The 21,347-nt window shown below is 33.4% G+C and carries 15 protein-coding genes; 11 read left to right on the top strand and 4 right to left on the bottom strand.

Going from position 1 to position 21,347, the window contains the following annotated elements:
- The first annotated feature begins 259 nt into the window (after positions 1-259).
- Together SP041_RS14535 and SP041_RS14530 are read left to right on the top strand one after the other, a co-directional pair.
- A complete protein-coding gene (locus tag SP041_RS14535) occupies positions 260-733 on the top strand; it encodes a GNAT family N-acetyltransferase (protein WP_025566099.1) in 474 nt (157 codons plus the stop codon).
- Positions 734-2,623: 1,890 nt separating this feature from the next.
- A protein-coding gene (locus SP041_RS14530) for an IS3 family transposase (protein WP_137297898.1) occupies positions 2,624-3,801 on the top strand; the annotation gives its coding sequence in 2 pieces (ribosomal slippage) (positions 2,624-2,882 and positions 2,882-3,801; 1,179 coding nt in all).
- 450 nt (positions 3,802-4,251) lie between these two features.
- Here SP041_RS14530 and SP041_RS14525 read toward each other — a convergent pair.
- On the bottom strand, positions 4,252-4,755 hold the full coding sequence (locus tag SP041_RS14525) for a hypothetical protein (RefSeq protein WP_025566102.1): 504 nt from the start codon (positions 4,753-4,755) through the stop codon (positions 4,252-4,254).
- A 492-nt stretch (positions 4,756-5,247) separates the two neighbouring features.
- Between SP041_RS14525 and SP041_RS14515 the strand changes: the two genes are divergently transcribed.
- The gene (locus SP041_RS14515) at positions 5,248-6,171 is read left to right on the top strand and encodes an IS1595 family transposase (protein ID WP_025566103.1); all 924 of its coding nucleotides are present in this window, start codon (positions 5,248-5,250) and stop codon (positions 6,169-6,171) included.
- Positions 6,172-6,333: 162 nt separating this feature from the next.
- On the opposite strand, the gene SP041_RS14510 is transcribed toward SP041_RS14515, so the two are convergent.
- Positions 6,334-7,713 carry a DUF4172 domain-containing protein gene (locus SP041_RS14510; protein ID WP_025566104.1) on the bottom strand — a complete coding sequence of 460 codons (1,380 nt, stop codon included), beginning with the start codon at positions 7,711-7,713 and terminating at the stop codon, positions 6,334-6,336.
- A 1,085-nt stretch (positions 7,714-8,798) separates the two neighbouring features.
- Between SP041_RS14510 and SP041_RS14505 the strand changes: the two genes are divergently transcribed.
- From SP041_RS14505 to SP041_RS14490, 4 genes are all read left to right on the top strand, one after another.
- Positions 8,799-9,101, top strand: a complete 303-nt coding sequence (locus SP041_RS14505; protein WP_025566105.1) for a hypothetical protein — start codon at positions 8,799-8,801, stop codon at positions 9,099-9,101.
- Positions 9,102-9,846: 745 nt separating this feature from the next.
- On the top strand, positions 9,847-11,304 hold the full coding sequence (locus tag SP041_RS14500; RefSeq protein ID WP_025566106.1) for a hypothetical protein: 1,458 nt from the start codon (positions 9,847-9,849) through the stop codon (positions 11,302-11,304).
- 1,130 nt (positions 11,305-12,434) lie between these two features.
- Complete coding sequence (locus SP041_RS14495) at positions 12,435-12,707, top strand: hypothetical protein (protein ID WP_025566107.1); 273 nt, start codon at positions 12,435-12,437, stop codon at positions 12,705-12,707.
- A 53-nt stretch (positions 12,708-12,760) separates the two neighbouring features.
- Positions 12,761-13,132, top strand: a complete 372-nt coding sequence (locus SP041_RS14490) for a PEP-CTERM sorting domain-containing protein (protein WP_025566108.1) — start codon at positions 12,761-12,763, stop codon at positions 13,130-13,132.
- Between the two features lie 26 nt (positions 13,133-13,158).
- Here SP041_RS14490 and SP041_RS14485 read toward each other — a convergent pair whose 3' ends face one another.
- Together SP041_RS14485 and SP041_RS14480 are read right to left on the bottom strand one after the other, a co-directional pair.
- The gene (locus tag SP041_RS14485; RefSeq protein ID WP_137297897.1) at positions 13,159-13,764 is read right to left on the bottom strand and encodes a reverse transcriptase domain-containing protein; all 606 of its coding nucleotides are present in this window, start codon (positions 13,762-13,764) and stop codon (positions 13,159-13,161) included.
- 345 nt (positions 13,765-14,109) lie between these two features.
- Entirely contained in the window at positions 14,110-15,288 is a 1,179-nt protein-coding gene (locus SP041_RS14480) for a helix-turn-helix domain-containing protein (protein ID WP_137297896.1), read from the bottom strand.
- 88 nt (positions 15,289-15,376) lie between these two features.
- Between SP041_RS14480 and SP041_RS14475 the strand changes: the two genes are divergently transcribed.
- The 4 genes from SP041_RS14475 (at position 15,377) to SP041_RS14460 (ending at position 20,138) form a co-directional block, all read left to right on the top strand.
- Positions 15,377-15,577 (top strand): helix-turn-helix domain-containing protein, encoded by a 201-nt coding sequence (locus SP041_RS14475; protein ID WP_137297895.1) that lies wholly within the window; start codon positions 15,377-15,379, stop codon positions 15,575-15,577.
- A gap of 104 nt (positions 15,578-15,681) precedes the next feature.
- The gene (locus SP041_RS14470) at positions 15,682-16,632 is read left to right on the top strand and encodes a DNA-binding protein (protein WP_137297894.1); all 951 of its coding nucleotides are present in this window, start codon (positions 15,682-15,684) and stop codon (positions 16,630-16,632) included.
- A 54-nt stretch (positions 16,633-16,686) separates the two neighbouring features.
- Positions 16,687-17,733, top strand: a complete 1,047-nt coding sequence (locus SP041_RS14465; RefSeq protein ID WP_137297893.1) for an IS110 family transposase — start codon at positions 16,687-16,689, stop codon at positions 17,731-17,733.
- Positions 17,734-18,596: 863 nt separating this feature from the next.
- Positions 18,597-20,138 carry an amidase family protein gene (locus tag SP041_RS14460; RefSeq protein WP_137297892.1) on the top strand — a complete coding sequence of 514 codons (1,542 nt, stop codon included), beginning with the start codon at positions 18,597-18,599 and terminating at the stop codon, positions 20,136-20,138.
- Positions 20,139-21,347: the final 1,209 nt, after the last annotated feature.

The following is a 21,347-nucleotide window of genomic DNA, read 5'->3' as shown; positions in this document are numbered from 1 at the left end:
GCCTTTGTAGCTAAAAATCTAAATAACAGCATCTGAGCAGTGTTTGAAGTTAATTAATACGATTACCAATTTTGAGCAATGAATGCTTTAGACGCATTGTTTTAACGCTTAAAAATTAACATAACAATTATTAATTCTAGATTCGTTGCACATGGATAATAACAGAAGGCCTTTTAACACGGGTGCTTGTAACAAATTATAATGGAACGGAAAAATTAAATAATAACCAAATAAAAATACTGCCTTCAAAGAGCAAAGTATGCGTATAAAACTCGGAAAGAATCTAAAACAAGTATTAAAAACACCTAAAACTGAAGTTAATATAACTACTGGTAATAATATAAAATCTCATAAAGAAATTCTTATTCAAAACAATCAGTTCTGTAATCAATTAAGAAACTACTTTAATAATGAATTCTATGATTCAACATTCAAATACGAAGATAGCAGTAGTTCAATACTTAATATAGTAGATGACAACGTAAGGCTCTATCTACGCATTCAAGTGATTTCAAATCCAAATCTAAAAAGAACTATAGAGATTGCAACTATTGGATTCAAAAATGAAAGATCAGGTCATGGGACAGCTCTTTTAAAGTACATTTTAGGAATTGCAGAATCGTTTAATATTAAAGAAATTAAAATTTTAAGCACAAACGATAAATCAAAAGCTTTTGCACTAAAAAATGGATTTGAATTATTAAATTGCAATGACTATATTGCTAGGCTTTAATTATCTTGTTTATAAAAGAACACAAATTAACTATAATTTTTTACTGCTAAAAAGCTGAATTAATTATCTAGAAGCAACGTTCCAGTTACCTAATGCCGCTTTAATAAGGTTTAAAATTTAAAAGCATGGTGAAATTGACATGCTAAACAGTTAAAGCTTAATAAAATTTCAACGGTTCTCCACCTAAATGGAGTCCCCAGTAAGTAACTAATCCTTTTAGATCACATGTAGTAGTAGCATAAATAATTTTTCATACTCTTTATTATCCAGCTAAATCATACAATGCCCTGCTTTGCGACTATCCTACAGAGTGTAAAAACTTTGAAACTTTTATTACTACTTTTATTTAAGTATTTTCAGAAATACACTTAGCTAACTTAACTAGTGTGACCGAATTCAGTTGACCAGATCACGTCTTCTTTACTGATGGACTATTAAGCATTGAATACATCGCCTCACTGAAAAGTTTACTTACATAAAGAATTTATGTTCCTAAGTATGACATGTCAACTTTCATATTTGTAACCTATTATTTTTAATAGATTCATATTCTGATTAGTTAGGTGTGCTTCGCTAAAAGCATAGAATCTAACGAATCAACTAAATAGTCTCATTTAAGTATACTTAACAAAAACCTCTCCTACTGAATGGAGATAGTATTATTTTGTACACTGCAACAACTTAAATGATAATGTGTCACATGAGTTACATATAAGTATTTTTGGCTCACCCGAGCCAAACTGTTGCTGAAGAGAATAATCGTCATTTTATACGCATACCTCGTTTATTAGTCCTTGTTCCATAACTTTTACTACCAAAACGAATGACACTCCGCGTTTTATTGAATTTTTCTTACTGTAAAATTCAATATTCACCCATTAATGGTTAATTTTTTTCTTTTATCTAATAATTAGCTATGTTCATTGGCAAATAAATACAGCAACCAATGACTTCAGTAGGGATCTTTATGAAAAAAACAGTGTAATCATATAAATTAAGTAATAAAACTACGTAAAATGAATGACACTCCTCGTTTATCGAATGACACTCCTGACTTTTAGCTTTAAAACGAATGACAATTCTTGTTTCTCGTAATTTTATTACTATAAATAGTCTTATTGTTTAAAAAAACAGGCACTTTCACCCTATTTAACACACAATTTAGTAATAATATTAAAGCTAAAAAAGAAAATTTCATCATAAGATGTTCTTTTTTATTGCCAATAAGACATTCAAAAAAAATTATTTATTTTAAAACAATGACTTGCATTTTTTTAGAGATATATAACGAATGACACTCCGCGTTTTATTGAATTTTTCTTACTGTAAAATTCAATATTCACCCATTAATGGTTACTTTTTTCTTCTATCTAATAATTCGCTATGTTCATTGGCAAATAAATACAGCAACCAATGACTTCAGTAGGGATCTTTATGAAAAAAACAGTGTAATCATATAAATTATGTAATAAAACTACGTAAAATGAATGACACTCCTCGTTTATCGAATGACACTCCTGACTTTTAGCTTTAAAACGAATGACACTCCTTGTTTCTCGTAATTTTATTACTATAAATAGTCTTATTGTTTAAAAAACAGGCGCTTTTACCCGATTTAACACACAATTTAGTAATAATATTAAAGCTAACAAAAAGAAAATCTCATCATAAGATGTTCTTTTTTAGTACCAATAAGACATTTAAAAAAATTATTTATTTTAAAACAATGACTTGCATTTTTTTGAGAGATATAAAACGAATGACACTTTTTCTTTTAAGAGTGTTATTTCTATTGGTTTTTTCTAATCTATTTATTTGTAGTGGTACAGTGATTTTGGCCACCTAGTTAGAGGTGATATTATTCATCTCACTCATTAAATAGGTGACAAAATGAAGAGAACAGGCAAACGTAATTTCACTCCCGAGTTTCGATTAGAATCAGCTCAATTAGTTGTTGATCAGGGCTACTCAGTAATAGAAGCAGCAACTGCAATGAATGTTGGTAAGTCCACCATGGATAAGTGGGTTCGCCAACTCAAAGAAGAGCGTAAAGGTGTTGCCCCTAAAGCCACGCCAATGACACCTGATCAGCTTAAAATTAGAGAGCTAGAAAAGAAAATAGCGCGTATTGAAGAAGAGAAAACCATACTAAAAAAGGCTACCGCTCTCTTAATGTCAGACTCCCTGAACAGTATTCGTTAGTTAAAAAGTTACGAGAGAGCCACTCAGTCAAGCGATTATGTAACGTGTTTTCAGTGCATCGCAGTAGTTATAAATATTGGGTTAATCGGGATCGGAAAATATCACCAGAAACCGTAAAGTTGCATAGCGAAGTTCGTTCAATACATAAGCTCAGTAATGGTTCAGCAGGTGCGGGAACGATTGCTAGTATTGCAACAAATAATGGACTTGAGTTAACCCGCTATCGTGCAAGTCGACTGATGAAACAGCTTGGTTTAGTTAGTTGCCAACTTCGTAAGCATTCATACAAAAAGTCTGCTACTGAGCATATCTGTATTCCAAATACATTAGCGAGGGAGTTTAATGTACTAGGACCTAACCAAGTTTGGTGTGGTGATGTCACTTACATTTGGACTGGAAAACGTTGGGCGTATTTAGCCGTTGTACTTGATCTATTTTCAAGAAAACCGATTGGTTGGTCTATTTCATACTCCCCTAATACAGAACTAACTGGTAGCGCTTTAAAAATGGCATTTGAATTGCGTGGTCAACCTAAGGGCATCATGTTTCATTCTGACCAAGGCTGTCATTATACAAGTAGGAAATACCGCCAATTGTTGTGGCGATTTAAAATACAGCAGAGCATGAGTCGTAGAGGAAACTGCTGGGATAACGCACCAATGGAGCGCTTCTTTAGAAGTTTAAAGACAGAATGGGTACCTGGAATAGGTTACTCAAATATCGATGAAGCTAAGTATGCGATAACCGATTACATTGTTGGGTATTACAGTCAAACAAGGCCTCATCAACATAACGGTAGAATAAGTCCAAATAGAGCAGAAGAGTTATATTGGAATGACTACAAATCCGTGGCCAAATTAACTTGACCACTACATGCCATAAGCTACGTTAGAGATGAATAACACAGATGGTAGTAGTAATTTCATATAGTTCTCTCTTTTGAATGAAGTACGAATAATAGTTTCAAGTCACACAATTAATAAGGGAATACTATTCAATAATCCTCCTTCCTAAGAATAACACTCGTAACAATAGAACTTTTCTAATTACTGTTTAAAAAAGATGACCTTCTTAGATGAAGTCTAAACAAAACACCTTTAGAAGAGTAACCGAATCATAATGAGCAAAGCGAATACAACCAGTTAGTGTAATGAACCAAGTGAGTAATAATAGGTCCATATTATTAGAGCTTTTAAGCCAACACACCTTATGATGAATCAACCTAATTAGCTGTGCTAAAAAGAAGGGACTAATCGCTTTTAAAATTTTCAATTAAATAGTTAAATTTCATTAGTGGTCTATCTCAGGACACGTTGTTAATTGTTAATTAAGTCAAGTCGCTCTGCGCTTTGTAATAACAATAAGATATCTGAGTCAGTTAACTCTTCATATTGTTTATAAACTACGCCAATTTTTTTCAGTTCGTCAGAGTCATAAATTAAATAAGATGTTTCATCAAATAAGTTTAATATATTTAATATATTTGAAATCACTTCAGGTTTGTACTTGGAATGAATTGCTCTAAATATTGAAAAATCGTAAATCGTACCAGAAATAGAAACCCAAGCATGACCTCCCCAATTCCTCAATATGTCTCCGCTAGGAGATATAGCGGATGCTATATCCGAATGATTAAATATAATTTCATCTTGAACGACTAAACTACCAACCACTAATTTTGCATCTAATTTAGTATTGTCATTTATCATAGCTACAAACAATGCGCTGATATACAAACATTCGCCGTAAACTCTAGGCATTCTATCTAAAATAACACGAGCACTATCTACAATTTGAGAAATGTCTTCAGAAACAATCATATGACTCCAATCGATGAAAAACTACTAACCAGGTGGTAGAATTCATCATTTTAAACTCTAATTATAGCAACACAATATTTCATATTTACTTAATATTCAGATAATTAAATAGAAGCTATTAAGGCACCATTTCATGTTGGGAAAACGGTAATCGCTTGCGGTAAGTTAGTCGAATTAAAAAATCTTAAAAGTAAAACGTTTCTTAATCTAGACAAAAAATACCCAAGTCAGTCTGTATCAATATTAATTTGGAATAAAAACTTAGATAAGTTTAACAAAAAACTAGGTAATTTAAGTGAGCTTAGAGGAAGAAGGCTCTGCGCTAGAGGAAAAATCACCGAAAATAAAGATAATTTACAAATATCTGTCAGTAAAGAAAATAACTTACGGTTAATGCTTTAATCGGATTATATCTTTTATAAAGGCTATGTTGTCTTTCGGTGTGGGTAAACTATACTTAATGTACTGAAACCTAATAACGGTAGGTGCAACATGGCTTCCAAGCAGTTTCAAAATATACTACATAACGTTACAAATCTAAACTACGCCCAGCTTAAAAAACTTCGCCATGAAGTCGAATCAAATATAGCTAGCAATCAGGTAGGTCAAGCTATTGCCGATCATGAAGAAACAATATCTCACTGTCTTCATTGTAATTCTCATCAATTAAATCGTTGGGGGATGACAAGGCAAGGAATTCAACGGTTTAAATGTAAATCATGCAACAAAACTTTTAATGCACTTGCTGATTCACCTCTTTATCGCATGAAAAAATCGGAGAAATGGATTGAGTACACGAAACTAATGTGGGAAGGAGTATCCTTGAGGAAGTCTGCTAAAGCCTTAGACATAACGCTTAGAACGTCATTTCGCTGGCGACATATGTTTATCAAAACCCCTGCCAGCTTCAATCCATCAGAACTTACAGGAGTTATTGAAGCCGATGAAACATTCTTACCGGAATCTTTTAAAGGTAAGAGAGTTATTGACCGTAAATCACGCAAACGTGGTGGTGGACGAATCAAACAAGTCCCTATCTTTATTGCGCTTGATCGTAGTGGTGCTGTATCGCACAAGGTTTTAGAGCGCAATACAAAAGAAAATATTCAAGCCCAATTAAAACCGCTATTATCATCAGGCTCAGTGCTTTGTACGGATGGTAATTTATCATACAAAGATATTGCGAAGGAACTAGATGTTGACCATAAGCGATTGATAGCACTTGATAATCAACTAGTTATCGATGGTGTATACCATATTCAAACCTTGAATAATTACATGAAACGCTGGAAAGGTTGGTTGAAAAGGTTTAATGGCATTGGAACAGACTACGTTGAGAATTATTTAAGTTGGTTTAGATTTATGGAAGATAACGGTGAGTATTCAGATCAAACGTGGATAAAAGAGGCTTTATGATCTTAATTTTAAACTACAACATAGCCATTCAAGAAAGTGCTCAGCTAAAAAAATAATTAAATCAATTTCAGAAAATACTTAATCTTATAGGTGTTACTGTTTTATTTGTGTTTACAAAAGTGTATACATTAGTTGGGGTCGCAACATGCGATCTCAATCAATTTATGGTGTAAATCCACTATCATCAAGTTGTGATAATAGCTCATTTAATTTCTCTAGATGCTCAGGGTTATCATCAGAAAAAACTTTATACTTATCAATAAGTTTATTTAATTGCTTATTTGGAGACTGATGAAAATTAATGTTTCTCTGAATATCCTCTGATAATTTCCTGATACTGATCTCTATTAACTTTTTATCGTTTCCTTTCGGAAAGATATTAAATACAGGCTTTTCTTCAATAAGGTTTATATGGTAACGCAAGCTACGTCCACCAGATTGAGATGGAGTTAATATACCTTTTTGAACAAGATCTTTTAAATCACGCGTAGCTGTAGCTGATGAACAGTTAGTTATAGACTGGTATTTATCAGGGCTTATCCCACTTTCAATCAAACCTTTCTCGCCAAAATCAAAGAACTTACTAGTGATTTTTTTCTGACGTTTATTTAAGCTTGTATCTTTGTGATGATCCCAGAAGATAGATTTCTTTAAGATGAAATCAATTTTGTTTTTAGCATCAACTTGGGCATTTTTTGTTGTTTCAGAAAACCATTTTACCCAGTTGGTTAGATCTACAGATGGGTTAATACGAGAACTTTCGGCAAGCATTTTGTAATATTCATCTATATTTTCATTAATTGTTGTAGATATACTAAATAAAGGTGGTATTTCAAAATCCTGAAATAGTGCATGTTCTGATATGGCACGAGCTATACGTCCATTGCCATCACCAAAAGGATGTATTGAGGTAAACCACATATGAGAAATTGCAGAGCGAACAGGGCCGGGAAGGAATGTGCTATTATCATTAAGTGGAGATGTTTCATTGTACCAATCAATAAAAGCAGCCATTTCAATTTCAACTGTTTCACCTGGAGGTCCTTCGAAAACCACTTCTTCATAATCACCATTACCAGTAACAATATCTACTGGTCCATTACGATAATCGCCTACTTTAATATTTCTTCTAGCGCAATAATCCTCTTGTCCTGTTAAAAGTAGTTTATGCCAACTACAAACAATTTCTTTAGATAAATTATTGGTAAAATTGTTGCGAACATCAATAAGCAATGAAGCAATACCATTTTCTTTATGGAAGATACCTTTAGGTTGAGATAATTCTAGATCTAAATAACGAGTAACAGATGAACGCACTTCTTCACGATTTAAGTTTTCACCCTCAATTTCACTGGTATTAATTGCTTCTTCAACCATTAAGTATATATAGGCTTCAGATTTATTATTTTGATCAAGTTGGGAAACTTGCCCCTGAAGATTAGAAGAAATTTTAGTATATTCACTTATGATCTTGTTAATACCATTAGATTGAAATGTAAATTTTGGCCAATTAGGATGTTGCCAGTTATATTTTAAGCTCATATTAGTTACCTATTGCATTCTAATCATAATAACATTATTTTTGATTAGAATAAAGGGCTTATTCTAATCACCCCTACATTCTAATCAATATAAGTATGTTTTTGATGAGAATAACCTCTCTATTCTCATCATTTTTATATTTACGATAAATTTTGAACGGCATTGCCAGTAATCCGCCTACTCCAATTTTCCAGCCAATAACCCACACTAAACTACAACATAGCCTTTATAAATGGTTATATATTTAGATTTAGACAGTTATCAGTTTTAAGGAAAATGGTTGTTGATATAAAAAAGATGCATAATGAAATGCTATATTATTTCATGTAAGTTTCAGCTCATTGAATAAGCAATTAAGAGCTACCTTCCACATGGATAATTACATGAGTTATGCCACCCAATTACACCCAAAATGCCAGGCATGATCATCTAAAGCGATCATTAAATAACATTTACTGTGAGCACTTAATTATCTTGGGTTTTCGATTAATAAGTTAAGATCATTTTACGGTTAACTGACATTGGATTTTGTTTTACTAACGCCCGCTGTTCCGACAAGGCAGACATTAACCACTTATATAATTTAAATGAAATAAGGTTTTACTTCTAGACATTTTCACCCTCTTTACGTCTTACAAACCTACAAATTTAAATCTGTTTTACTTTTTTCTCTTTAGTGCATTGATCAATGTTTCTGATCTAAATTTGCAGGTATATGTTTTGTACTGACGTTTTGTATTCATATTCAACTATGTAGTGGATTGTATTATCCAGAATTAATGTGCCCTGTTTAATCAGACCAGAATAAAGTGTTGTGGTTAAGTGATTTCGCCCACTGATACAGTGGTAAATCTAGATGTGATCAACTGACAAAACTAATGTAATTAAGTGACCAATCTAATGTAACTCTCACATTAGCATTAATAGCTTCTCAAACTGTTTACAGTGTTCAGAGTACGTATGCTTACCTTTATTACTAACAGTCGAAAAAGCCACTACGGTAGTCATACAACTAAGTTTCGTTGACAACTAACATCGTAGTGAATAATGACTTATTGTAGCTATTTTTTTCATGGGAAATATTAATGAAAGTTTATGCAGAAAAACTTGTTGAAACTGTGGTAGATAAGATTTGTGATGTTTGTGAAGAGAGCGTCATGATCGAGTTGAATGGCGAAAAATACCAAGAATCCGGTAAGTTAAGTGCAACTTTTGGCTATGGCTCACAAGAAGACGGAAATGTTTATCATCTAGATTTATGCGAGAAATGTTTTAAAACAGCAATATATGCACTGAGAGACAAACGCAGAGCAACATTCATGTTTGATGCAGAAAAAGATTTATCAGATGAAAAATTTGGACTAGACCCCAAACGCTCTGCCATATAAATTGCGCGTTACCGGCTGGTATGAGCTTAGAGCTGATTCACAAATGATTAGAAAATTTTGGTTAATATCAGCCTAAATATGTTCAGAGTTCACAAAACATCAATGACCGATCTAAGGTTCAAAAGCGTCCATGCTTATTTAACAATTAATGACTATATATCGGTGTGCTCAGAAATTTCTAATGCATCATCAACTTCCACACCAAGTGTAGTGGCTCATTATAGTCCTGTCCATAGCGAAAAATCTAGTTCTTGGTATTCAAAAATGTTACTAAACCTTCACTCATATTATAACGTCCAAATTAATTATTTAACGACAATAAGAACAGGTAATAGAATAATTATCAATGTCCTTTGTCACTTTAGCTAAAGTGCTTAGTGTTGAATTTTCATACTGTCGTATGCATAAATATAATGAAGACCGTTAAATCTATTATTATAATTAACAGTGTATTGCAGTAATACTATCCCAATCAGTCGAATTTATGGGGTACTTCAACAGATAAATTGAGCAAGATATTGAAACCTTAACTGACCGACGTATGCATCCTAAGAAAACGAGTCGTCCAATTGGATGGTGAAAGAAGAAAGTTTAATTTTAACCTGCCTCAAATTATTAAATATTGAATTATTCGATACTCATCACCTAAAATAATCAAAGGTTCCGCTAAAGTCTGATATATATTGTAAGCTCTACTCCGATGTAATATTGCCTCAATAGTTTTGTTACTCAAAGGAATTGAATCATGTTTAAGAATGGAATCTTAGCTTCACTGTGTATCACAGCACTCTCCGCGTGTAGTTCTAGCCAACTTACGGTTTTTGATGGATTAGCCTATACCGCAAAAAACGAAGGTTGGTATAATGATCCTGTTCGGGGTTATCCGTTACAAACAACACAAGTTAGCCTCGACGGTCAACTACACTATAAAATTGGAGACCTGTGTTATGCCGATAAAAACCGTTCACCAATGACAGCAAATTGTTTGGCCGACAGTCTTAGAAATTCTCAATACGAAGCCTCTGTCATTGTTCATAGTTACCCATTTAGACCTGAATCAGTTGGAAAAAACGATTCAGCCCCCCCACCTACCGACATAAATACCGCAGCGCTAGACCTAACAAATGCTCTCAGTGCAACAGCCCTCACTTTAGCGACATGCCAAGATAAAGCCGAATGTGCTGAAGAAATAAAGAGCAACAGAGAGGCAATAATTAAAGCTAACAAGATTCTTCAGGATAGCACTAACGAAGACAACGTTCGTGTTTACAATTGGAACGATAATGTGTCGGCATCAGCCTCTAACAATAGTAAAAATATAGATACTTCGAGTGAGAAAAAAACAGAAGGTTACACCATTGTGTCAGGCTACAAAGTATTTGAATTAAGAATGAAGTGTATAGATGAAAGTCGTATCTCATCCGAAAAATCAGGCCACTTGAAAGTTGTTACCAAACTAATCTCAGCTGACTCTATTGCATTTGTCAATACACAGTCCAAATTAAACAAACTGAAATTACAATTAGACGTTGCAGATATTAAAAACGGTACAACGGCGTTGTTAAAAGAGTTGGCAACTCTTGAAGTTGCTCTCCAATCCGCTAGCACTATATCGAGCATGGCTAATCTACATAAACATGATACTAAAGACTATGTTCTGTATAGTAATGACCTAACAAAGCCTACTGAAATAGCAAGAATCGCATTTGAAGAAGCAGAAAAGTCCAAGGAAAGTGCTAGGTCTAAACACGCTGATACAACTAGAGCCTCTAAACATGCTCAAAATAATTTATCCACAGCAAAAACTGAGAAAAAGAACGCAACAGCTGTTCTAGAAGCAATTAACTCTATTGAAACGACCAATCAAGAAGAGTTCGAAAAAGTTAAAGCCAATGCTATTGAAGCGGAAGTAAAAGCAGATAAAAGGTTTAAAAAAGCTCAAGAGAAATTTGATTTAGCACACGCCGCAAAAATAGCAACAGAGACAACAAAAAGAGAAGTGGATTTAGATTTCTACTCAGCTAAGAAAACTCTCTATTTTGCTAACCATAAGCTTAAAACATATGAAGAATATGCACAGCCACTAATCGACAAGTCTAAGGCTAACAATAATACTCTTCCAGTTGCAAATTCTGTATATCTGGCAGTACTAACTGACTTAGACGACCTTAAAGAGCACTTTCCTTCGTGTAATAGAAACTAAAGTTTCACATACCTGAATTTAATTTTTCAATATAGAACGAAGAAAAAGGAGGACAGAGACAGGTCTTTAATTTTGAATTTAAACAAATTAAAAACGTCCCACTAAAGAGGAATTGAGTGACCCGTTAGTAAATTTCAGTCAATGGACAAAGATTTCGCAAACTATAAAGACGAAAAAGCCCCTGTTTACGTAGGCAAACAGGGGCTAAAATAGTTTTAGTCAGACGATAAGCCAATCAAGAAGTCATAAAGCTCTGATTTAATAATTAAATATCGCTAAATAAAAGCATTTGTGTAATCTAATGTATAGCTAAAAAGAACCAACCTGGCAGTACTAAAGTCAATAACTGGTACTTCTCAATGCAATATAAACTATCAATAACAAACACGTACAAAATCAAAATCAGGTTGATTTACCATCCACTGAAATAGCCGCACTATAGAATTTTTCGAAGGCCTATTTTCTCTCCTACGTGATAATAAGTGCTTAAGTACCTGTCGATTCCCTACTTCAAGAGAATTCAAATTATTTCTAAAATCCTTACTAAACTCTCCTGTTTCTCGTAGGGTAATTACATCACAAATACTATTTGCTACTGTTGGTAGTTTATTAAAAGTACGAATTATAAGTAAAAACTGTAGTGGCTAAGTAATTTAGGGTACAGATTTAGAGGGAAGCGGTCATTGATGCTTTATGAAACGATGAATATATTTAGGCTAATATTAACTGAAATTCGCAGCTCATTTATGAGTCAGGTTTAAGGTTCATTGTTATCATTGGCAATACTTTTAATGAGCGTTAACTATAGGAACTATATCCATTATATAATCATCTTTTGTCTAACTCACTATTGGCTGCTAACCTGTTTAATATTTTTTGCTATATTCACTTGATGAGGTCATTCAATTATTCTTATAACAGCGTTAATTGGTTTCCCCCCCCCATTAAAGCCGTCGATTTGTTTTACAGCACTATATTTTTATGATTTTACCACTTTTTTATTATGTTGAATTTACGTAACATTTTAACTGTGGCATGCCTTTTGCTCTAACTCAAAGTTACACGTACCAAAAAAATTTGCACCAGCAGAGGTTTTTAGGAGAGGCATTGGGCGTCAAAGGGAGAAAAAAATGAAATCTAAATTTATAAAAACTGGATTAGCCAGTTTAATTTTGTCTGTTAGTGGTTTTTCGAATGCAGGGTTGATTACTCATAACAATTACACGTTAGATACGAACACTAACATAGTATCTAGCGGTGCGACAGAATGGCTCCAATGGGATGAGACCGTAGGTGAATCAATAACTAGTGCTTCTGCAAGCTACGCAGCAGATGGGTGGGTCGTCGCGGATAACAACCGCATGGCTAGTTTGTTCACGGATTTCGGCTGGACGGCCCCGTAACATCCGCCAATTACATTACGCACAGCGCGTATACAGAAGATGACACTGCGCTGATGGATAATTTCATAGCGCTGTTCGGTCCTACACGCGAGTCCACGCACTTCACCTATGGAACGGGTGTTAATAATTTAGTAAGCACGACAGCATTTTTCATCGATGCTGGAGACGCAGGTAGCCGCTACGCTGCCATCAGCAGCGACTACACACGCTTAGGCAATGAAATAGTTTATCGTGCTGCGGTCATAGGGGACAATGGCCAATTCGACATATCTTCGACCCACACCCTTTTTGGCGTCGCATTATATAGGAATGCTGAGACTATCGCTTCTGCGAACACGGTCACTGTACCAGCACCATCTACATTTGCTATTTTTGCATTAGGCATGATTGGTTTGGCCTCACGTCGATTTAAGAAAAAATCTTAACTGTATTGATTCATTATTAAAATTAATTACCGACGACTGTATGCCCGAATAAACCCATGTAACCTAATGTTGACGATAATCATCAAGAAGCATCTTCCAATTAGGTAGATGCTTTTTTTCTCATAAAGCTGCTTTAATCGATGAATGTGATTTTGTAATGTTCGTTTTGAAATCGTAATTTTTTCTTGTCCAAACTGATACCCTAAAAAATCAAAACCATTAATAATCCTACCAATGGTAGTTTTATTAGGATGTTGTTTTAACTTTAGTTTTTCAAAATATTGGCTGACCGTTTTAATCGCTTTCCTGAATTTCCACCTTGATGGTGATAACACAATAATGTCATCCATGTATCGCATGTAATAAAGGGCTTTACCTTCCATTTTTTTATCTAACTCAACGAGATAAAAATTCGATATGATAGGACTTAACGGACAACCTGATGAAATACTTTGCGTTATACCCCTAAACAGCCCACCCGATTCTATATTCTTTTTTAGATACTGTGACAATAAGTTCATCATCATTTTATCTTTAATATAAACCGATAACTTATCTAGCAATATCTCGTGATTGATAGACTCATAATACGATTTAACGTCCGTTCTAAATACAAACGTATCACTTGGCATTTCTGAAATGGCAAAGTTGTATGTAATTTAATGGCGGGACTAAATGTAATTGGGTGGCTAACCTACATGTTATTTTCCATTTAAGGAAAATGGTTGTTGATATAAAAAAGATGCATAATGAAATGCTATATTATTTCATGTAAGTTTCATCTCATTGAATAAGCAATTAAGAGCTACCTTCCACAGGCTTTTTTCAAAAGGCATCCTAAAGGCTTATAACAAAAGCACAACTCGATGAATCATGGCGGAGCAAGGCCAAAAAAAATATTTGATTACTATTATGTAAACCTCAAAGAAATGAAAGATGCTAATGAGAAATTTAATTTCAATCTATGATGATGAACATCATAACTTTTGATTTCTAATATTTTTACATATTTTTTCGATCAAGCTCTTACTAAAATTTACTTCATTACTTATTTTTCTGAGTGACATGCCCTCCCTTCTTAACTTAATTATTTTCTCATCTCGCTTCAATGTGTTCTTTACACGCAAATCCGGCACGCTTTTAGCTAGATCTTCAGCTTTAAACCAATATTCAGCTTCTAAAAGAGTAAAGAAAAACCATAGTTCTGAGGTTGAAGTTTCATACCGGTTATCTAAAATATTAGGCTTGTATATTATTCTTACATAGTCTGAAAAAGAATCTGCATCTGTTGTCAGACCTTCGACAATAGTATTTACCATCGGTAATTCACTTTTAATGAAATTATCAATAGCATTTTTTCCACATTTCCAATCGACTTGAGAGAAAGATTTAACTAAATCATAAATATCATGCGGAATAGCAACAGTATTTTTATATGAATTAATCTGTTCATTCACCATTAACTTATGCTGTCCCATCCCTGAAGGGATTAAATTAGGGTGATCTCCTAGCCACTCTCTCTTGTTTTTCCAATTTTCTATAAAATTTTTATTTTCTAAATCTTGAAATTTCATAACACGTATCGTCTGTTGATAAAAATCAACATTGGCAGTTTTATGTAGCCAGCAGTACTTATTTGAAAGAATTTTTCTAAAGCAAGCTTTACACTTTTTGAAAGAAAAGTCTGATACAAGTGAATAGATATTTAATATAAAAAATCGAATTATAGTCAGATCAGATACAATTCGATAAGAAGCGTTAAGTTCAATATTTAATGACACGCTCCGAGCAGCATTCATTAGATTATCGCAATACTCAGAGACTTTGCTAAGCTTGAAGTTAATCAATGAACTCTTTGTCAGATGAATATCTAAGTTTAAATCATCATGTAAAACTTTTTGCATTTCTACGATGTGAGAATCAATATGTTTTTCAAGCAGCCTAGATAAATTTGCTTTTCCAAAAACCAATACTGGCTGTTCTGTATTCTGACGAGTTAAAGAAACCCCCTGGGATTTGAAGGCACTTAAAAGAGCATTTAAACCTGCACATAACCCCTCACTAATTTCATGATTATAATCCGATAATAATTTTTCTAATGAAACTAATAGTTGTTCTTCTAAAGATTCTTTTTTGTCTACATTTTCAACGTTCAAACTGTCCACCCTTTTATAAAAAAACCATACGATAAATTTATTATAGTTGATTAATATAAATTCAAGTTAACAAAATTGGATGATTATTATGAAAAAACCAAATTATTTATCTCGAAAAGAGGCTGCTGACTACCTCAATATTAAGCCACAAACATTAGCAGTCTGGGCATCAGTACGACGTTACAATCTTCCATTCCTAAAAATAGGACGCAAAGTCTATTACTTGAAAGAGCACTTAGATGAGTTTTTAAGAAGTAGAACTTATACCGCTACCTTGCGACATGAATAGAAGAATAAAACTGTTTTATGGGTAACAGAAAATAAAGGAAATGATTGTTTCCCGTTTCCTTTATGGATTCATTTAAAAGTAATTAAACAAAGAGAGTATAAAAAATGGCAGCACAGAAAATCACTTATGCACAAGTAGCGAAAATAGCTTTAGATATGCTTAGTCAGGGAGTTAAACCGACAGTGAGGACAGTTATACGACTAACTGGAGGTAAAACAGAAACAGTATCTCGTTTTCTCAGAGATTTTTACAATAAGCGTGATGAAGAAGTCTCTCAAATGGCAGATGAACTCGGTAATAGTAAGTTAGCAGAATTATTAGCCACTGAAATTCAGGTTGTCATTGATCGTAAAACGACAGCATTAACAGAGATTGTAGATCGTCAAAAAGCGCAGTTGTCAGAGCTTGTGGAGTTGTTAGATGAAAAAGAGGAAGAATGCAAACACCGCATTGATATAACAGAAGCTCAAAGCGATCAAACAGTTAATGAAATGAAAGAGAAATTAGAAAATAATTTAAAAATACTTGCAACAACTGTAGGAGAAAAAGAAAAAGCAGAGGATGAAGTCATTTCAATCCAAGATAAAACAAATAAATTAATCGCTTTTACTGAACAAAAATCTCAATCAATAGTAGATGCATCAAAAAAAGAAACAGATTCCCATATTCGACTAGCTAATCATCAGATTATTAAAATGGAATCAGAAACAGTGACGTTAAGAGAGCAAGTTAAAATACTCACTGTTGAGGCTGCTAAACATGAAATTGAACATTTACATTATGGACAATCTCAAAAAAAGTTAGAAAAAGCCCTTATTTCTATATCAAATCAACAAATATTGATCGCTCAACTGCAAACTGAAAATTCTGCTATCAATAAAAACAACTTGCGTCTTGAAATTGACATAAAAGAATCAAAAACAAAAGCCGATCAGTTTAGTCAAGTACAAGCTCTAATTATAGAAAAACAAAATCAGATTTCTCAATTATCGCATGATTTAACACAGTCAAATAGAGAGCGTGATTCGCTTTCGCAAGCTTTAAATGCACGTTAATAAACGAACTTACTAATACTTAGTAAGTCATCACAAACTAGAAGAAGATGAATAATGAAATTTTATAACAAATCTCACCCGAATTATTGCGGTATTGATTTACATGCACGTAGTTTATATATCTGCATTATTAATAGTGAAGGAGAGACAGTATTACACAGAGAAATAAAGCCATCCCGAGATACATTAATCGAAATATTAGCTCCTTACCAAGATGAAGTTGTGGTTGGTTCAGAATGTATGGATTGTTGGTATTGGGTCTCTGACTTATGCCATGATAATCATATCCCTTTCGTTTTAGGTCATGCTTTGTACATGAAATCAATACATGGTGGTAAAGCTAAAAATGACAAAATAGATTCCTATAAAATTGCACGATTGCTACGAGGTGGAACTTTTCCAATGGCATATGTATACCCCAATGAGATGAGAGCAACACGAGATTTACTTCGAAGACGAAAACATATGGTAACTTGTGGGGCTCAATTTAAAGCACATACAAAAAGTACTGCTAATCAATATAATTTTGATAACCCTACTGCTGATTTGCGTTATCCGAAAGATCGAGAATTAATGAAGGATGTTTTTACAGAGGCTAACGAATCCGTAAAGCGAAGCATTAATATAGATCTGGATATGGTCACTCACATTAACAAAGAACTAGTCAAAGTTGAGCGATATATTGAAAAACAGGCAAAACAACATAATGAGGACGATTATTTGTTACTGAGATCAATTCCTGGAGTCGGCCAAATTTTAGCATTGACTATTATTTATGAAATTGGCTATATCGATCGTTTTGATTCTGTTCAAAAATTTGCTTCATATGCTCTTTTAATAAAGTGTAAAGCAGAATCAGCAGGTAAAACTTACGGAAGCCAAGGTAATAAATTCGGTAATGGTCATTTGAAGGCAGCATTCTCTCAAATAGCTGTTTTATATCTTCGTAACAACCCAAGTGCCACAAAGTATTTAAAAAATCTACAAAAACGAATGAGCAAAGCTAAAGCATTGTCTGTTTTAGCACATAAATTAGGACGATGTGTTTATTACATGTTAAAAAAGAAATGTGTATTCGATGAAACTAGATTATTGAATTAATCAGATTCATAAATCAGCTAACGAACCCTATCTAGATTTATACATGGTTAGGAAAAGAGCTGATTTTTATTACAATTAAAAAGATTAATATTATAAAATCACACCTTTTCTGAATCTGAAAATAACTAGCCACAAGAGCTATCAATTCTAAATAGCATCAGAAATAGGTTAACCAAAAATGTCTAGACCCCTTATTCAATAAGTTTAAGGCAGTGGTGAGACCACAGTAAGAGAGTCTCTATATGTGTTTGCTGAGCAATATGCTGACAGCCAATTTGACAGATGAAGTGGTTAAATAATATGTATCTACTCGATTCGTTCAATATTACCGAAGGATTATTATTACCTAAAAAACAACAATAACAACGTATGTGTTATGTATGAATCAAATAAGAATAGAAAGTCATTGTATCCATCATGTTTGACTAAATTTTCATTCAGATGGGTAATTACATGAGTTATGCCACCCAATTACCCCAAAAATGCCAGGCATGATCATCTAAAGCTACCATTAAATAACATTTACTGTGATCACTTAATTATCTTGGGTTTTCGATTATTAAATTAAGATCATTTGACGGTTAGCTGACATTGGATTTTGTTTTACTAACGTCCGCTGTTCCGACATAGCAGACATTACTTCTAAGTCGCCCCAAAGCGAGTTGGAAAGCTAAATCACAATTGCCTCTTTTGTGATTTAAAAAACAAATATAAATTAGTTGAAAATAATTTTTTATATTTAACTAGCCCCCTTAATAAAATGATATTTATCAACAAATGGGTAATTTAAAAATATTTCATCCCACTTTTAAAACTATGGTCTATTTTTTGCTTAGTTTTTTTATTTTAGGGATGTTATTAACATGAAAGCTTATTTACCAATTTTATTAGCACTATCTACATTGAATGTATATGCATTAGATCTGTCTGATGCAACAATTTCTGATATCAAAAAATCTTTGAAGAATGGAGAGGTCACTTCTGAGTATCTTGTAGAGCAATACATAAAAAGAATTGAAAAATATGATGATACAGGGCCTACACTGAATGCAGTAACTCTAATTAATCCAGAAGCATTAGAGCTAGCAAAAAACTGGGATAATGATAATAAGAAAAAAGATCTACCTTTAGGAGGGATTCCATTTTTAATAAAGGATAATTATGATGCTAAGGGATTAGTTACTAACGCGGGTTCAATTGCTTTGAATGATAACCTAGTTAAAAAAAACGCTACCTTAGTGCAGTTGTTGATCGATAATGGTGCAATATTACTAGGTAAAACCAATATGTCAGAATTAGCAGCTTCATATGGAAAACTTGGCTATAGCTCATATGGTGGACAAACATTAAATCCTTTAAATCTTAAAAGAGATCCATCAGGTTCGAGTAGTGGTTCTGCGTCAGCAGTATCGTCTGGATTAGCTGCTTTTTCTTTGGGGAGCGATACTAGCGGTTCTATTCGAGGGCCTGCATCTGTTACAGGTCTAGTCGGTTTCAGACCATCTATAGGGTTAACTAGTAGAAATGGAGTTGTACCGCTATCATTAACCGCAGATACTACAGGCCCAATTACTAGAAGTGTAGGTGATTTGGCATTAATTCTAGATGTTATCGCAAAAGAAGACGAAAATGATGAGGCAACGACTTACTACCCTAACCGAGATAATAATTTCGAAAAAGCATTAAGTACAGCAACATTAAAAGGCAAGAGGTTCGCTTTTATAACAAATTTTTCTGGTGCGAATAGTGATGTCGATGATATAACTAAGAATTCGTTGGATGTTCTAACTGATAATGGGGCTAAAGTTATTAATGTTAAATTACCTTCGACGTTTGAAAATCTATGGTCTGAAGTATTAGGTCCAATTGGTGATGCAGAGTTCCGCTCTCAATTTAATTCTTATCTTGCAGGGCATAACTCAGATAAAAGGCTTAAGGATGTAGTGGAACAATTACAGTCAAAAATGGCATTGGAATCATCAACACCACCGAATTTAAGTCGAGTACAAGGTTTACAATCTAATTTGATGACCCTAACCTCAGATGGTCCTAAATACATTGCAATCCAAAATCGTTTAATTCCTCAATTAAGAACTAAACTATCTAAAATTGCTGAAGATAATGAAATTGATGCATTTGTTTTTGCTACACAAGCTTGCCCAGCGGCTCCACTATATGGTTTAACAGATAACAGTTTTAAATGTGAATCCAATGACATTTGGGCTGCAGGTTATATTGCCTCTGCTTTAGGTTACCCAGAAATAAGTGTGCCTGCTGGTTTGGCTGCAGGAAACATGCCTGTTAGCTTGTCATTTATGTCTACGTTTGGACAAGATGAAGAAGTAATTGGATTTGGAAAAGCATTTGAAGATAAAGTTGATTTTGATGTAGAAGTTGCATACTAAATTGTATCTCCTAGTTATGCGTTTTCTATATGGAGAATGCATAACAACCATCTAGGTAACAATCTTCTCAATTACTTTATTAGAAGTTACTGAACATTTTATTATGTCCCTTTAATAATGGAGTAACTTAAATAATTTCTATCTCGGTTTGTCCCCCAAAGCGAGATAGAAAAAGCAACACATTTTACGTCCGATTTAGGCTCTGAGCTGCCATCAATAAAAATTATATCAATGACCGATTTTGTTAGTATTGGCATTTCTGAAATGGCAAAGTTGTATGTAATTTAATGGCGGGACTAAATGCAATTGGGTGGCTAACCTACATGTTATTTTCCATTCAGACAATACTTTAGATTTTTACCCGGCTTTTAGCCGGAAAATTATCGATACTATAACGGCGCTGAATTGCAAGAGCTAACAAGTTTTTCGCCTATGCTCTGCTTTAAAATTTTTTACTTTTAATGTTCTAAAATATTACTTGATCAACATGCTGAAAGTTTTAATAAAAACGTCCGAAAATAATTCTTCTAACAACTAATATAATAAAAAATATAAGAAGATAAACTTATAATCTTCTCAATGCTGTAAAATAACAACACAACTTAATATATGTCACTAACAGTGTGGATAATGTATTTTTGTAATTATTCCTTTTAACTATGTATAAGATAGATAAAAAACTAACAACCCAAAATAAAAATTAATTATATTTTTGAATATTACTGGGTAGGAATACTCAAATGTAACACGCAAGGTAACAAGGAAGAAAATAACCCTCTAAAAAACCACTTAAAATCAGCAACTTAAGATTTAAAATTGAGTCCAGTAGCGGCACCACTTTTTAGCTTCAACCTTTCGATTAATATCAAAATCTCATTTAAAACCCTTTCTATATCAGTCTTAAGTCTATTTCTCATTCTTTTAGTGTCTATTGACGTCTTGTAGAATCTATTGCTTATGGCAACAATGGAAGTAATACAGAAATAAATGATATGAGACGATGTAACCATTGCTATATCCCTCCCCCCTCTTTTAACAACACAAATACAACAAGCTAAACCAAAAGAGAAAGAATACAACTTATACCAAAAGAATTAATAAGGTGATCATTCTTGCCGGTTAAAATTACCCCTAACTGCGTTGTGAGTTTTGAAGTGAGAACAACTATCTCCTACAACTCACGCCTTATTAGTGTTAATTTTTCCTGCG

The organism is Psychromonas sp. SP041, from assembly GCF_000470315.2.
Classification (GTDB): Bacteria; Pseudomonadota; Gammaproteobacteria; order Enterobacterales; family Psychromonadaceae; genus Psychromonas.
The sequence above is the reverse complement of the archived record's forward strand: the minus strand, read 5'-3'. Positions and strand labels throughout refer to the sequence as shown.

What these genes read in the sequence shown, in the direction of transcription:
- SP041_RS14470 (WP_137297894.1), top strand. Translation starts at nt 15,682, where the DNA reads ATGGCAGCACAGAAAATCACTTATGCACAAGTAGCGAAAATAGCTTTA.
- SP041_RS14485 (WP_137297897.1), bottom strand. Translation starts at nt 13,764, where the DNA reads ATGCCAAGTGATACGTTTGTATTTAGAACGGACGTTAAATCGTATTAT.
- SP041_RS14515 (WP_025566103.1), top strand. Translation starts at nt 5,248, where the DNA reads ATGGCTTCCAAGCAGTTTCAAAATATACTACATAACGTTACAAATCTA.
- SP041_RS14490 (WP_025566108.1), top strand. Translation starts at nt 12,761, where the DNA reads ATGGATAATTTCATAGCGCTGTTCGGTCCTACACGCGAGTCCACGCAC.
- SP041_RS14495 (WP_025566107.1), top strand. Translation starts at nt 12,435, where the DNA reads ATGAAATCTAAATTTATAAAAACTGGATTAGCCAGTTTAATTTTGTCT.
- SP041_RS14525 (WP_025566102.1), bottom strand. Translation starts at nt 4,755, where the DNA reads ATGATTGTTTCTGAAGACATTTCTCAAATTGTAGATAGTGCTCGTGTT.
- SP041_RS14510 (WP_025566104.1), bottom strand. Translation starts at nt 7,713, where the DNA reads ATGAGCTTAAAATATAACTGGCAACATCCTAATTGGCCAAAATTTACA.
- SP041_RS14465 (WP_137297893.1), top strand. Translation starts at nt 16,687, where the DNA reads ATGAAATTTTATAACAAATCTCACCCGAATTATTGCGGTATTGATTTA.
- SP041_RS14535 (WP_025566099.1), top strand. Translation starts at nt 260, where the DNA reads ATGCGTATAAAACTCGGAAAGAATCTAAAACAAGTATTAAAAACACCT.
- SP041_RS14475 (WP_137297895.1), top strand. Translation starts at nt 15,377, where the DNA reads ATGAAAAAACCAAATTATTTATCTCGAAAAGAGGCTGCTGACTACCTC.
- SP041_RS14500 (WP_025566106.1), top strand. Translation starts at nt 9,847, where the DNA reads ATGTTTAAGAATGGAATCTTAGCTTCACTGTGTATCACAGCACTCTCC.
- SP041_RS14460 (WP_137297892.1), top strand. Translation starts at nt 18,597, where the DNA reads ATGAAAGCTTATTTACCAATTTTATTAGCACTATCTACATTGAATGTA.
- SP041_RS14505 (WP_025566105.1), top strand. Translation starts at nt 8,799, where the DNA reads ATGAAAGTTTATGCAGAAAAACTTGTTGAAACTGTGGTAGATAAGATT.